Origin of the sequence: Cupriavidus taiwanensis LMG 19424, from assembly GCF_000069785.1 — a bacterium.
In the GTDB taxonomy this organism is placed as follows: domain Bacteria; phylum Pseudomonadota; class Gammaproteobacteria; order Burkholderiales; family Burkholderiaceae; genus Cupriavidus; species Cupriavidus taiwanensis.
The window spans coordinates 2,911,820-2,925,000 of the sequence record NC_010528.1 but is presented as its reverse complement, the minus strand read 5'-3'; the positions used below and the strand labels follow the sequence as shown (position 1 = coordinate 2,925,000).

At 62.7% G+C, this 13,181-nt stretch carries 9 protein-coding genes, 2 tRNA genes and 2 rRNA genes; 11 read left to right on the top strand and 2 right to left on the bottom strand.

Annotated features, from left to right (window positions below; all coding sequences use genetic code 11):
* The first annotated feature begins 37 nt into the window (after positions 1–37).
* The 5 genes from RALTA_RS13435 to RALTA_RS13415 all read left to right on the top strand — a co-directional run bounded on the left by RALTA_RS13435 (position 38) and on the right by RALTA_RS13415 (position 4,810).
* Positions 38–114: transfer RNA gene (locus RALTA_RS13435), tRNA-Ile, on the top strand.
* A gap of 10 nt (positions 115–124) precedes the next feature.
* A tRNA-Ala gene (locus tag RALTA_RS13430) sits at positions 125–200 on the top strand.
* A 299-nt stretch (positions 201–499) separates the two neighbouring features.
* Positions 500–3,378, top strand: a 23S ribosomal RNA gene (locus RALTA_RS13425).
* Positions 3,379–3,494: 116 nt separating this feature from the next.
* Positions 3,495–3,608: ribosomal RNA gene (rrf, locus tag RALTA_RS13420) — 5S ribosomal RNA — on the top strand.
* 254 nt (positions 3,609–3,862) lie between these two features.
* On the top strand, positions 3,863–4,810 hold the full coding sequence (locus tag RALTA_RS13415; RefSeq protein WP_012353981.1) for a DUF3047 domain-containing protein: 948 nt from the start codon (positions 3,863–3,865) through the stop codon (positions 4,808–4,810).
* A gap of 20 nt (positions 4,811–4,830) precedes the next feature.
* Here RALTA_RS13415 and RALTA_RS13410 read toward each other — a convergent pair whose 3' ends face one another.
* Positions 4,831–5,856 carry a DUF2891 domain-containing protein gene (locus RALTA_RS13410; RefSeq protein WP_012353980.1) on the bottom strand — a complete coding sequence of 342 codons (1,026 nt, stop codon included), beginning with the start codon at positions 5,854–5,856 and terminating at the stop codon, positions 4,831–4,833.
* An 86-nt stretch (positions 5,857–5,942) separates the two neighbouring features.
* Positions 5,943–7,136 (bottom strand): M20 aminoacylase family protein, encoded by a 1,194-nt coding sequence (locus tag RALTA_RS13405; RefSeq protein WP_012353979.1) that lies wholly within the window; start codon positions 7,134–7,136, stop codon positions 5,943–5,945.
* 56 nt (positions 7,137–7,192) lie between these two features.
* On the opposite strand from RALTA_RS13405, the gene RALTA_RS30285 reads away from it, so the two are divergent.
* From RALTA_RS30285 to RALTA_RS13380, 6 genes are all read left to right on the top strand, one after another.
* Positions 7,193–7,393: a hypothetical protein gene (locus RALTA_RS30285; protein ID WP_145987336.1), complete on the top strand. Its 201-nt coding sequence runs from the start codon at positions 7,193–7,195 to the stop codon at positions 7,391–7,393.
* A gap of 66 nt (positions 7,394–7,459) precedes the next feature.
* Positions 7,460–9,046, top strand: a complete 1,587-nt coding sequence (locus tag RALTA_RS13400; RefSeq protein ID WP_012353977.1) for an ABC transporter substrate-binding protein — start codon at positions 7,460–7,462, stop codon at positions 9,044–9,046.
* A 138-nt stretch (positions 9,047–9,184) separates the two neighbouring features.
* On the top strand, positions 9,185–10,162 hold the full coding sequence (locus tag RALTA_RS13395; RefSeq protein ID WP_012353976.1) for an ABC transporter permease: 978 nt from the start codon (positions 9,185–9,187) through the stop codon (positions 10,160–10,162).
* A 3-nt stretch (positions 10,163–10,165) separates the two neighbouring features.
* A complete protein-coding gene (locus RALTA_RS13390) occupies positions 10,166–11,098 on the top strand; it encodes an ABC transporter permease (RefSeq protein WP_012353975.1) in 933 nt (310 codons plus the stop codon).
* Positions 11,099–11,123: 25 nt separating this feature from the next.
* Entirely contained in the window at positions 11,124–12,122 is a 999-nt protein-coding gene (locus RALTA_RS13385; protein ID WP_041232210.1) for an ABC transporter ATP-binding protein, read from the top strand.
* Entirely contained in the window at positions 12,119–13,180 is a 1,062-nt protein-coding gene (locus RALTA_RS13380) for an ABC transporter ATP-binding protein (protein WP_012353973.1), read from the top strand. Before RALTA_RS13385 ends, RALTA_RS13380 begins: the two co-directional genes overlap by 4 nt.
* Position 13,181: the final 1 nt, after the last annotated feature.

Below are 13,181 nucleotides of genomic sequence, written 5' to 3'. Positions count from 1 at the left end.
CGTTCACACTTATCGGTTTGTTTGCTGTTACAGCCAAGGGTCTGTAGCTCAGGTGGTTAGAGCACCGTCTTGATAAGGCGGGGGTCGTAGGTTCAAGTCCTACCAGACCCACCAAGTTATCCGAGGGGGATTAGCTCAGCTGGGAGAGCACCTGCTTTGCAAGCAGGGGGTCGTCGGTTCGATCCCGTCATCCTCCACCACCGCTTACGAGCGGTGCGAAACACCTGGTACCTTGGATTGGTTGTCAAAGGAAAGCGCTTACCGAGTGCTTTCCTTTGGCATTGCCAAGCGATCTAACGATCGGCTGTTCTTTAACAATATGGGATGTAGTAAAGGTGTCGCGGTGCTTTGATGAGAAGCACAGTAGTTGAACGCGATACCGGGTTGTGATTGTATCAACCAAATGTATTTTAAAGTGATCGAAAGATGACTTGGAATACGGCACAAATGCGAGAACTCAACCTGTAGTGAGCGTGTCCTCGAGACACACTTGTTATAGGGTCAAGCGAACAAGTGCATGTGGTGGATGCCTTGGCGATCACAGGCGATGAAGGACGCGGTAGCCTGCGAAAAGCTTCGGGGAGCTGGCAAACAAGCTTTGATCCGGAGATGTCCGAATGGGGAAACCCGGCCCGAATGGGTCATCCCTTGCTGAATACATAGGCAAGGGAAGCGAACGCGGCGAACTGAAACATCTAAGTAGCTGCAGGAACAGAAATCAACCGAGATTCCCAAAGTAGTGGCGAACGAAATGGGAAGAGCCTTGTACTCTTTAGCAGTGGTGTTAGCAGAACGGGATGGAAAGCCCGGCCATAGCAGGTGATAGCCCTGTATGCGAAAACACGATTGTGGAACTAGGTGTACGACAAGTAGGGCGGGACACGTGAAATCCTGTCTGAAGATGGGGGGACCATCCTCCAAGGCTAAATACTCGTGATCGACCGATAGTGAACCAGTACCGTGAGGGAAAGGCGAAAAGAACCCCGGGAGGGGAGTGAAATAGATCCTGAAACCGCATGCATACAAACAGTCGGAGCCTCTTCGGGGGTGACGGCGTACCTTTTGTATAATGGGTCAGCGACTTACATTCAGTGGCAAGCTTAACCGATTAGGGAAGGCGTAGCGAAAGCGAGTCCGAACAGGGCGTTGAGTCGCTGGGTGTAGACCCGAAACCAGATGATCTATCCATGGCCAGGTTGAAGGTGCGGTAACACGTACTGGAGGACCGAACCCACTAACGTTGAAAAGTTAGGGGATGAGCTGTGGATAGGGGTGAAAGGCTAAACAAATCTGGAAATAGCTGGTTCTCTCCGAAAACTATTTAGGTAGTGCCTCGTGTCTCACCTTCGGGGGTAGAGCACTGTCATGGTTGGGGGGTCTATTGCTGATTACCCCGCCATAGCAAACTCCGAATACCGAAGAGTGCAATCACGGGAGACAGACATCGGGTGCTAACGTCCGGTGTCAAGAGGGAAACAACCCAGACCGCCAGCTAAGGTCCCCAAGATTGGCTAAGTGGGAAACGAAGTGGGAAGGCTAAAACAGTCAGGAGGTTGGCTTAGAAGCAGCCACCCTTTAAAGAAAGCGTAATAGCTCACTGATCGAGTCGTCCTGCGCGGAAGATGTAACGGGGCTAAGCCAGTCACCGAAGCTGCGGACGCACGCAAGTGCGTGGTAGGAGAGCGTTCTGTAAGCCTGTGAAGGTGTCTTGTAAAGGATGCTGGAGGTATCAGAAGTGCGAATGCTGACATGAGTAGCGATAAAGGGGGTGAAAGGCCCCCTCGCCGTAAGCCCAAGGTTTCCTACGCAACGTTCATCGGCGTAGGGTGAGTCGGCCCCTAAGGCGAGGCAGAGATGCGTAGCTGATGGGAAGCAGGTTAATATTCCTGCACCGTCGTATGATGCGATGGGGGGACGGATCGCGGAAGGTTGTCCGGGTGTTGGAAGTCCCGGTCCCTGTAGTGGAGAAGGCGCTCAGGCAAATCCGGGCGCGGAATTCAAGGCTATGGGGCGAGCGGCCTAGTGCTGCGAAGCAATTGGAAGTGGTTCCAAGAAAAGCCTCTAAGCTTCAGTCATACGAGACCGTACCGCAAACCGACACAGGTGGGCGAGATGAGTATTCTAAGGCGCTTGAGAGAACTCGGGAGAAGGAACTCGGCAAATTGGTACCGTAACTTCGGGATAAGGTACGCCCTGGTAGCTTGACTGGCCTGCGCCAGAAGGGTGAAGGGGTTGCAATAAAATGGTGGCTGCGACTGTTTAATAAAAACACAGCACTCTGCAAACACGAGAGTGGACGTATAGGGTGTGACGCCTGCCCGGTGCCGGAAGATTAAATGATGGGGTGCAAGCTCTTGATTGAAGTCCCGGTAAACGGCGGCCGTAACTATAACGGTCCTAAGGTAGCGAAATTCCTTGTCGGGTAAGTTCCGACCTGCACGAATGGCGTAACGATGGCCACACTGTCTCCTCCCGAGACTCAGCGAAGTTGAAGTGTTTGTGATGATGCAATCTCCCCGCGGCTAGACGGAAAGACCCCATGAACCTTTACTGTAGCTTTGCATTGGACTTTGAACCGATCTGTGTAGGATAGGTGGGAGGCTTTGAAGCGTGGACGCTAGTTCACGTGGAGCCGTCCTTGAAATACCACCCTGGTTTGTTTGAGGTTCTAACCTTGGCCCGTGAATCCGGGTCGGGGACAGTGCATGGTAGGCAGTTTGACTGGGGCGGTCTCCTCCCAAAGTGTAACGGAGGAGTTCGAAGGTACGCTTGGTACGGTCGGACATCGTACCTAAAGTGCAATGGCAAAAGCGTGCTTAACTGCGAGACCGACAAGTCGAGCAGGTGCGAAAGCAGGACATAGTGATCCGGTGGTTCTGAATGGAAGGGCCATCGCTCAACGGATAAAAGGTACTCTGGGGATAACAGGCTGATACCGCCCAAGAGTTCATATCGACGGCGGTGTTTGGCACCTCGATGTCGGCTCATCTCATCCTGGGGCTGTAGCCGGTCCCAAGGGTATGGCTGTTCGCCATTTAAAGAGGTACGTGAGCTGGGTTTAAAACGTCGTGAGACAGTTTGGTCCCTATCTGCCGTGGGCGTTGGAATCTTGACGGGGGCTGCTCCTAGTACGAGAGGACCGGAGTGGACGTACCGCTGGTGTACCTGTTGTCTCGCCAGAGGCATCGCAGGGTAGCTATGTACGGAAGAGATAACCGCTGAAAGCATCTAAGCGGGAAACTCGCCTGAAGATGAGGATTCCCTGGAGGCTTGACCTCCTTGAAGGGTCGTTCGAGACCAGGACGTTGATAGGCTGGGTGTGGAAGCGCAGTAATGCGTTAAGCTAACCAGTACTAATTGCCCGTAAGGCTTGATCCTATAACCAGTGTGTTTCACCTGGTGAGTCGATCGCCTTGTGCCTCGATACACACACAACCAACACTACATCCCGATTCGTGACGCTGGCTTCAACCCCAGCGCCACAACCCCTCATGCCTGGTGACCATAGCGAGTTGGAACCACCCCTTCCCATCCCGAACAGGTCCGTGAAACGACTCCGCGCCGATGATAGTGCGGATTACCCGTGTGAAAGTAGGTCATCGCCAGGCTCTTATTGTGCAAAACCCCTCGACAGCGTGTGCTGCGAGGGGTTTTGTCTTTGGCGCGGCGCTCGCCGTTGTTTTCCCGCTGCATTGCGGGTCGCGGCGAATTCCTGCTCCGACTACCTTCTGTTATGTTCGACCCTCAAGTGCCCACGCGCGGCACGAAGGCGGTTGCGACATGTGTTTGCAGCAAGCAGTGAGCAATAGAGCGGGCCGATGCCGACAGAGCGGGTCCGTGATTTCGGGTTTCGAGGGGTTACATGACGGCCAAGATGTTTCGGCTGGTTTTGACTGGCGCCGCCGGCGCGCTACTGCTGGCCGGGTGCGCTTCCGCTCCTCCTGTCCCTGCCGCGCCACCAGGACATTCGGCCTCCGCCGCCCCGATCGTCTCCGGCTCCGCCGTTGATTGCCAGGCCTTCACCGAGCGCATGGCTGCCCACGCCGCTGCGCAGGCCGATACCCGCGAGGCCGAGTCCGACGCACTGGCCGCTGCCACCACTGCCGCGCCGGATGCGGAAGCAGGCGACGATGGCGAGTCTGCCGACGCCACGCCTGCCACCCTCGCCACGCTGCCGTTGTTTTCGGTGTCGCCGCGCGGCAACCGGCTGCCCGTAGGCTGGCAGCCGTGGACCATCAACCGCAACAAGATTCCCACCACTTACTCGATGGCCGAGGTCGACCAGCGCGTCGTGGTGCACGCCAAGGCCGATAGTTCTGCCTCAGGCCTCTATGTGCCGCTGCGCGAGCGCGATGCCGGCATGCTGCGCTGGACCTGGAAAACCAGCGGCATCATCCGCAATGCCGACAACAGCCACGGCCCGCGCGAGGATTCGCCGCTGCGGCTGTTCGTCGCGTTCGATGGCGACAAGGGCACGCTGCCGCTCAAGGACCAGTTGATGTACGAGATGGCGCGGCTGACCACCGGCCGCGAAATGCCGTACGCGACGCTGATGTATATCTGGGGCGGACAGCGGCCGGAAGGCGCGCTGGTGAAAAACCCGCACACCGATCGCGTGCGCATGATCGTGGTGGATAGCGGTACGAAGCATGCCAATCAATGGCGTTGCCACGAACGCGATCTGCGCGCCGACTACCGCAAGGCGTTCGGGACCGACCCGGGCCGCGTCATCGCGGTCGGCATCATGACCGATACCGACAATACCAAGAGCCAGGCCGAAGCCTGGTACGGCGACATCGCTCTGGATTAGCGGGCAGTGCCGGCGGCACCTCAGCCGCCGATCGGCTCGGCCAGCGCGAGCACCGCGAACGAGGCCAGCCAGTGCGTGGACACATACTCGCCCTCCACCGCCTGGGGCAGCGACGCCTCGATATGGTCCGACCACGCGCGGATTGCCAGCGGCCGCAGCGGATCGGGTAGCGCAGGCTCCAGCATGCGCCAGCACCACGCGCGCGACAGGTTCAGACCGTCCAGGTGTGCGGCCTTTGGGTCGCCGCGGTTGGTCACCGTGACCGGTGTCAGCCAGTTGGCCAGTTCGGCCTGGCCCGGCACGAACAACTCCCACCACTCCGAAAACGCACAGCCGTCCATCACGGCGTGCATCAGCACGGCTTCGGTCAGCCCGCCGGACAGGAACTCGTCGCCGCCAGGCTCGTAGCGCGCGGGATACTTCTGATCGTGGCCGAACCAGCGGTGCGCACGCCGTACGATGGCGCGCCGCAAGGCGAGGTCCTGGTGCGCGCGCGCATAGGAGAGGGCCATGACCAGCGCGAAGGCGCTGTTGTAATGGGTGCCGGTGCGTACCGGGAACGCTGCCGCATCGAGGAAATCCGCCAGTTGCTGAGATAAATGCGAGGCCAGCGGCGCGCAGGCATCAGCCCAGACGCTGGCATGCGGATCGTGCCGTGCCAGCGCCAGCAGTTCGGCCTGCAGCTTCAGCATCCAGCCCCAGCCGTAGGGGCGTTCGAAGGTGCGTGAGTCGGGCCGGCGGAAATACGCGAGTTCGGCGGCCATCGCGTCCGGCCGCAACTGGGCGTCCAGCATGGCGCGGATGCGCGGCGCTTCCTCGAGGTCCGGATGCAGTGCCAGCAGCCGCACCAGCAGCCAGTGCATATGTACGCTGGAGTGCCAGTCGTAGCTGCCGCAAAACACCGGATGCCAGGCGGCCGGTCCGGCGAGATCGCCGGCGCCCGCCATCATGTGGTCAAGCTTGTACGGATAACGGCGCAGGATATTCTCCAGCGCCACGCGCGCAAAGCTGCGCGCGGTCTCGCGATCCAGCGCAGAACGCCCCATCGCCGAAGCTCCCCTTGGTGATCGTATTGCCCTGTTCAGGCAGGCGTGCTCGGGCACGCTCTGGTCTCTGCCAACCGTGCCTGCCCTCAGGCAGGTGCCAGCCATTTCTCCACCAGCCGCACGAAGAAGGTCGAGCCGACCGGCAGCAGTTCGTCGTTGAAATCGTAGCTGGGGTTGTGCAGCATGCAAGGCCCGATGCCGTGGCCGGCGTCGCGATGGCCGCCGTCGCCATTGCCGAGGAACAGGTAGCAGCCCGGCTTGTGCTGCAGCATGAACGAGAAATCCTCTGCACCCATGGTGGGCTCGACATTGCTGTCGACGTTGTCCGCGCCGACCAGTTCGGCGGCGACCGCGGCGGCAAAGCCGGTCTCGGCCTCGCTGTTGATGGTGGGCGGGTAGTTGCGGTGGAATTCGTATTCGACGGCGCAGTCGAATGCCGTCGCCACCGCGCGCGCCACCTCTTCCATGCGCCGCTCGATCAGGTCCAGCACCGGCACCGTGAACGTGCGCACGGTACCGCCGATCCAGGCCTGGTCCGGCACGATGTTGGTGGCATCGCCGGCATGGAATTGCGTGACCGAGATCACCGCGGTATCGATCGGGCGCTTGTTGCGCGTGATGATGCCCTGCAGCGCCGACACGATTTGCGCCGCGGTGAACACCGGGTCGTTGCCGTTGTTGGGCATGGCCGCATGCGCGCCCTTGCCGCGCACGACGATGCGGAACTCGTTGCTCGATGCCATCAGCGGGCCGGCGCGCGTGCCGAAGGCGCCCATCGGCATGCCCGGCCAGTTGTGCACGCCGAATACCGCGTCGCACGGAAAGCGCTCGAACAGCCCGTCCTTGATCATCTCGCGCGCGCCGCCGCCGCCTTCCTCGGCCGGCTGGAAGATCAGGTGCACGGTGCCGTCGAACGGCTTGTGCTGCGCCAGGTAGCGCGCCGCACCGAGCAGCATGGCGGTGTGGCCATCATGGCCGCATGCGTGCATCTTGCCGGCGTGCTGCGAGCGGTGGTCGAAGGTATTGGCTTCCTGCAGCGGCAGCGCGTCCATGTCGGCGCGCAGGCCGATGGTGCGAGGGCTGCTGCCGTTGCGGATCACCCCGACCAGGCCGGTGGTGCCCAGCCCGCGGTGGACTTCGATGCCCCACGCTTCCAGGTTGCGCGCGACCACGTCGGCGGTGCGCTGCTCTTCGAAGCACAGTTCTGGGTGGGCGTGGATGTCGCGCCGGATCGCGCGGATTTCGGCTTGTGCCTGCAGGATTTCGGGGATGAGCTTCATGATGCCGGGCGGCCCTGGGATCAAAGGCGTTAGCAATGGGATACCGGGATCATACGATGCCTGTCGCGAAAGCGCCAAAACGCGGCGATTTGCTGCGCGCTCGCCGCGTTGGCGCAGTGCAATATGCCGGCGCGGGTGGGTTTCCCCGCATTGCCGTGGCATGTGCACTGCTGGAACAGTTCATGCTTGAAGTGCCCGGCCGGCAATACCGTCGCTTTGTGATGCCCCATCGCACCAAAAAGCAGCGCCGCTCGTGACCCGCTGCGTGCGCGCATTGCCGATCCTAAAACGTCTGCTTCACTTCCTACAGGGAGAATTGCGCGATGTCCCTTCGCACTTTCAAGAAGGCAATTGGCGCGGTCGCGGTGGCGGGGGCCCTTGGCCTCGCGCTGGCCGGCACCGCCCAGGCCGCGGACCTCAAACTGGCCATGAGTTCGCCGCCGACCTCCATGGATCCGCACTTCTACAACCTGTTCTCCAACATCAACGTTTCCGAGCACATCTTCGACTCGCTGACCAAGATGGACCCAGACAGCCGCATCATCCCGGGCCTGGCCGAGTCGTGGAAGCTGGTCAACAACCTCACGTGGGAATTCAAGATCCGCAAGGGCGTGAAGTTCCACGACGGCTCCGAGCTGACCGCCGAGGACGTAATCTGGTCGCTCGACCGTCCCGCCACCATCCAGAACAGCCCGGGCAAGTTCGACGTCTACACCAAGGCGATCGTCAACAAGAAGATCATCGACAAGTACACCATCCAGCTCACCACCAGCCAGCCGTATCCGCTGATGCTGAATGACCTGACGTCGATCTTCATCGTGCAGAAGAAGGCCACGCAGGGACTGGGCTCGGATGACTTCGCGCAGGGCAAGGGCATGATCGGCACCGGCCCGTTCAAGTTCGTCAGCTATGCGCGCGACGACCGCGTCGAACTGGTGCGCAACAACGATTACTGGGGCAACAAGCCGGCCTGGGACAAGGTGACGCTGCGCTTTATCCCCAACCCGGCGACGCGCCTGGCGGCGCTGCTGTCGGGCGACGTGCAGGCCATCGAGAACGTGCCCACGCCGGACCTGCCCAAGGTGCGCAACGATCCCAAGCTGGCGTTCTTCTCCAAGATCTCGCATCGCGTGATCTACCTGTACTTCGATGCCAAGCGCGACAAGTCGCCTTACGTCACCACCAAGGAAGGCGCGCCGCTGGACAAGAACCCGCTGAAGGACACGCGCGTGCGCAACGCCATCAGCATGGCGATCAACCGGCAGGGCATCAAGGACCGGCTGATGGAAGGCCTGTCCGAGCCGACCAACAACCTGGTGCCGCCCACGCTGTTCGGCTACAACCCCAACCTGAAGACGGTCAAGTACGACCCCGAGGGCGCCAAGAAGCTGCTGGCCGAGGCCGGCTTCCCCAACGGCTTTGGCGTGACGCTGCACACGCCCAACAACCGCTACGTCAACGACGAGAAGATCGCGCAGACCATCGCGCAGAACCTGACCCGCATCGGCATCGCCACCAAGGTCGAGGGCATGCCGATGGCGACGTACTCGTCCAAGGGCATCAAGCACGAGTGGTCCTTCGGCCTGCTCGGCTGGGGCGCGCAGACCGGCGAGGTCAGCTCGCCGCTGCGCGCGCTGCTGGCGTGCGAAGACAGCAAGAAAGGCTTCGGCACCACCAACTGGGGCGAGTACTGCAATCCGAAGATGGACGTCGTGCTGGAAAAGGCGCTGTCGACGGTGGACGATACCGAACGTTCCAAGCTGCTGCAGGAGGCCACCGCGATCGCGATCAACGATGGCGGTATCATCCCGATCCACCAGCAGGTGACCACCTGGGCCACGCAGAAGGGCATCGTCTACGTGCCGCGCACCGACGAGCGCACGTACGCGCATAACTTCAAGCCCCAGTAAGGCAAGCCCCAAGCCAAGCCCCGGCAGGCTGCCTGCTGCTGAGTTCGCGGTGCCGCGCATGGCTGCCGCGCCGCCTGGAAGCGCACGGCGCTCCCGGGCGGCGTGCGCATTCCCGCGCGAAAGGAAAGTGGTTCGAATATGCTGGTCTTTATCATCCGGCGCCTGATGCAGAGCGTGGTCGTGCTCTTCGTCATGTCGCTGCTGGTTTTCCTCGGCGTCTTTGCCATCGGCAATCCCGTCGACATCCTGATCAACCCGCAGGCCGACCAGGAGGACATCAAGCGCACCATCGCGGCGCTGGGCCTGGACAAGCCGTTGTGGGAGCAATACTGGGTGTTCCTGCAGAACGCGCTGCAAGGCAACCTCGGCACGTCGTTTGCGCACGGCACGCCGGCGCTCAAGCTGATCTTCGAGCGCATGCCCGCGACCATGGAGCTGGCCGTCTGCGCGATCCTGCTGGCCATCGTACTGGGCATCCCGCTGGGCCTGTGGGCCGGGCTGCGGCCCAAGGGCATTGCCGGCAAGTCCATCATGACGGTGTCGATCCTGGGCTTCTCGCTGCCCACCTTCTGGGTCGGGCTGATGCTGATCATGGTGTTCGCGGTGCAGCTGGGCTGGCTGCCGTCCAACGGCCGCGGCGAGACCGTGCGCGTGCTGGGCATTCCGCTCAGCTTCCTGACCGCGGACGGGATCCGCCACCTGATCCTGCCCGCCGTGACGCTGTCGCTGCTCAACATCGCCATGGTGATCCGGCTTACGCGCGCCGGCACGCAGGAGGCGATGCTGCAGGACTACGTCAAGTTCGCGCGCGCCAAGGGGTTGTCCAATACCCGCATCGTCGGCGTGCATGTGCTGAAGAACATCCTGATCCCGATCGTGACCGTGATCGCGCTGCAGTTCGGCTCGATCATCGCCTTTGCGATCGTGACCGAGACTATCTTCGCCTGGCCCGGCATGGGCAAGCTCATCATCGACTCGATCCAGCTGCTGGACCGGCCGGTGATCGTCGCCTACCTGATGGTGATCGTGACGCTGTTTATCCTGATCAACCTGGTGGTGGACATTATCTACAGCATGCTCGATCCGCGCGTGCGCATTGCCGACAACAAGGGCTGAGCCATGACCGCCGTCACTGTCGAACCCGAAGACAAGACGCCGCCGCCCGCCGCGGCGCGCGAGCAATCCCCATGGCGGCGCTTTGCCGCCGAGTTCTTCGCCAGCAAGATTGCCGTGGCCGGGCTGGCGACGCTGGTGACCATCATCCTGATCGCCATCTTCGCGCCGTGGCTGGCGCCGCAGAACCCGTATGACCTGGCCACGCTCGACGTGCTCGACGCGCGCCTGGCGCCGGGCGAGCAGGCCGGCAGCGGCATGACCTTCCTGCTGGGCTCGGACGAACAAGGCCGCGACATCCTGTCGGCGGTGATGTACGGGCTGCGCATCAGCATCGGCGTGGGCGTGGTCAGCACGCTGATCGCGCTGCTGCTGGGCGCCACGCTTGGCCTGCTGGCCGGCTTCCTGGGCGGGCGCACCGAGGCCTTCATCATGCGCGTGGCGGACCTGCAGCTGTCGTTCCCCCCGATCCTGCTGGCGCTGATTCTGCTGGCCTTCCTGCGCCCGGGGCTGGGCAATATCGTGATCGCGCTGGTGGCGGTGCAGTGGGCCTACTATGCGCGCACCACGCGCAGTGCCGCGCTGGTCGAACGGCGCAAGGAGTACATCGAAGCCGCCACCTGCCTGGGCCTGCCGCCCGCGCGCATCATGTTCCGGCACCTGCTGCCCAACTGCCTGCCGCCGCTGATCGTGATCGCGGCGCTGCAGGTGGCATCGGCGATCACGCTGGAGGCGACGCTGTCGTTCCTCGGGCTGGGCGTGCCGATCACCGAGCCGTCGCTCGGTTCGCTGATCTCCAACGGCCAGCAGTACATGCTGTCGGGAAAGTACTGGATCAGCTTCTTCCCGGGCATCGCGCTGGTGGTCACCATCGTGGCGATGAACCTGGTCGCCGACCAGCTGCGCGATGTGCTGAACCCGCGCCTGCAGACGCAATAACCGGGAGCGCGAGATGGCACAACCGATGGCACAACCGACACTGGTGGTCGAACACCTGAAAACGCATTTCCATACGCGCGGCGGCATCGCCAGGGCCGTCGACGACGTGTCCTTCACCGTGGGCCGCGGCGAGATCATGGGGCTGGTGGGCGAGTCCGGCTCGGGCAAGTCCATGACCGGCTATTCGATCATGGGCCTGATTGATCCGCCCGGGAAGATCGTCGACGGCCGCATCGCGCTGACCAGCCGCGACGGCGTTACGCGCGACCTGCGCGCGCTCACGCCGGCGCAGCAGCGCGACGTGCGCGGCAACCGCATCGCGATGATCTTCCAGGATCCGATGATGACGCTGAACCCGGTGCTGCGCATCGATACGCAGATGATCGAGGCGGTGCTGGCGCACGAGAACGTAAGCAAGGCGGTGGCGCGCGAGCGCGCGCGCAACGCGCTGGCGCGGGTCGGCATCCCATCGCCGGACGAGCGCCTGCTGGCGTATCCGCACCAGTTCTCAGGCGGCATGCGCCAGCGCGTGGCGATTGCCATCGCGCTGCTGAACAAGCCCGACCTGATCATTGCCGACGAGCCGACCACGGCGCTCGACGTCACCATCCAGGGCCAGATCCTGTACGAGATGCAGACGCTGTGCCGCGAGTCGGGCACGGCGCTGATCTGGATCACGCATGACCTGTCGGTGGTGGCAGGGCTGGCCGATACTGTCTGCGTGATGTATGCCGGCAAGATCGTTGAAGCCGGCGACGTGCGCCAGGTGCTGGAACGCCCCGAGCATCCCTATACCCACGGCCTGATCCGTTCGGCGCCGTCGCGCAATCCGCGCGGCACGCCGTTGCGGCAGATCCCCGGCATGACGCCGTCGCTTCTGAACCTGCCGGGCGGCTGCGCGTTCCGCGAGCGCTGCCCGTATGCAACGGCTGCCTGCAAGACCGAACCCCCGCTGGAAACCGCGGCGGACGGGCGCCGGCTGCGCTGCTTCCATCCGGTTCTGGCCAACCAGGAGGCGGCATGAACGCCACTGCACTGCAATCCCGCCCGATGACGGAGCCCGCCGGGCAAGAAGGCGCCACGCCTGCCGCGCCGATCCTCGAACTGCGCGGCGTGTCCAAGCGCTTCGTCAAGTCGCTCGATGCCGCGGCGCGCATCGCCAACCTGTTTGGCGCGCATGCGCGCGAAGAGGTGGTGCACGCGGTGGACCGCGTCGACCTGAGCATCCGCGCCGGCGAGGTGGTGGGGCTGGTCGGCGAGTCCGGCTGCGGCAAGTCCACGCTCGGGCGCATGGCCGTGGGCCTGCACTCGCTGACCGAAGGCGAGCGGCTGTGGCGCGGCACCAACCTGGACCGGCTGCCGCCCGACAAGCGCCGCGAAAAGCAGCTGGCGATCCAGATGATCTTCCAGGATCCGTATGCCTCGCTGAACCCCCGGCTGCGCGTGCTGGATATCGTCGGCGAGGCGCCGGTGGTGCATGGCCTGATCGGCCGCGGCGAGCAGAAGGGCTATGTGGAAGACATGCTGGTGCGCGTGGGCATGGACCCCACCGTGCTGCGCCGCTTTCCGCACCAGTTCTCCGGCGGCCAGCGCGCGCGCATCGGCATTGCGCGCGCGCTCGCGGTGAAGCCCGAATTCCTGGTCTGCGACGAATCGGTGGCGGCGCTGGACGTGTCGATCCAGGCCCAGGTGCTGAACCTGTTCATGCGCCTGCGGGAAGAGCTGAACCTGACCTACCTGTTCATCAGCCACGACCTGGGCGTGGTCAAGCACATCAGCGACCGGGTGGTGATCATGTACCTGGGGCGGGTAGTCGAATCCGCGCCGACCGAGGACGTGTTCGCCACGCCCAACCACCCCTATACGCAGGCGCTGCTGGCGGAGGCGCCCAAGCTGGAGGTGGCGCGCAAGACCTATGTTGCGATCCGGGGCGAGATTCCGTCGCCGCTGAACCCGCCGAGCGGCTGCCATTTCCATCCGCGCTGCCCGCACGCGATGCCGCGCTGCCGGGAAGAGCAGCCGCTGCTCAAGGAGATTGCGCCGCTGCGGTTTTCGGCATGTCACCTGAATGACATGAAGTAGG

What these genes read in the sequence shown, in the direction of transcription:
- RALTA_RS13415 (WP_012353981.1), top strand. Translation starts at nt 3,863, where the DNA reads ATGACGGCCAAGATGTTTCGGCTGGTTTTGACTGGCGCCGCCGGCGCG.
- RALTA_RS13410 (WP_012353980.1), bottom strand. Translation starts at nt 5,856, where the DNA reads ATGGGGCGTTCTGCGCTGGATCGCGAGACCGCGCGCAGCTTTGCGCGC.
- RALTA_RS13405 (WP_012353979.1), bottom strand. Translation starts at nt 7,136, where the DNA reads ATGAAGCTCATCCCCGAAATCCTGCAGGCACAAGCCGAAATCCGCGCG.
- RALTA_RS30285 (WP_145987336.1), top strand. Translation starts at nt 7,193, where the DNA reads ATGCCTGTCGCGAAAGCGCCAAAACGCGGCGATTTGCTGCGCGCTCGC.
- RALTA_RS13400 (WP_012353977.1), top strand. Translation starts at nt 7,460, where the DNA reads ATGTCCCTTCGCACTTTCAAGAAGGCAATTGGCGCGGTCGCGGTGGCG.
- RALTA_RS13395 (WP_012353976.1), top strand. Translation starts at nt 9,185, where the DNA reads ATGCTGGTCTTTATCATCCGGCGCCTGATGCAGAGCGTGGTCGTGCTC.
- RALTA_RS13390 (WP_012353975.1), top strand. Translation starts at nt 10,166, where the DNA reads ATGACCGCCGTCACTGTCGAACCCGAAGACAAGACGCCGCCGCCCGCC.
- RALTA_RS13385 (WP_041232210.1), top strand. Translation starts at nt 11,124, where the DNA reads ATGGCACAACCGACACTGGTGGTCGAACACCTGAAAACGCATTTCCAT.
- RALTA_RS13380 (WP_012353973.1), top strand. Translation starts at nt 12,119, where the DNA reads ATGAACGCCACTGCACTGCAATCCCGCCCGATGACGGAGCCCGCCGGG.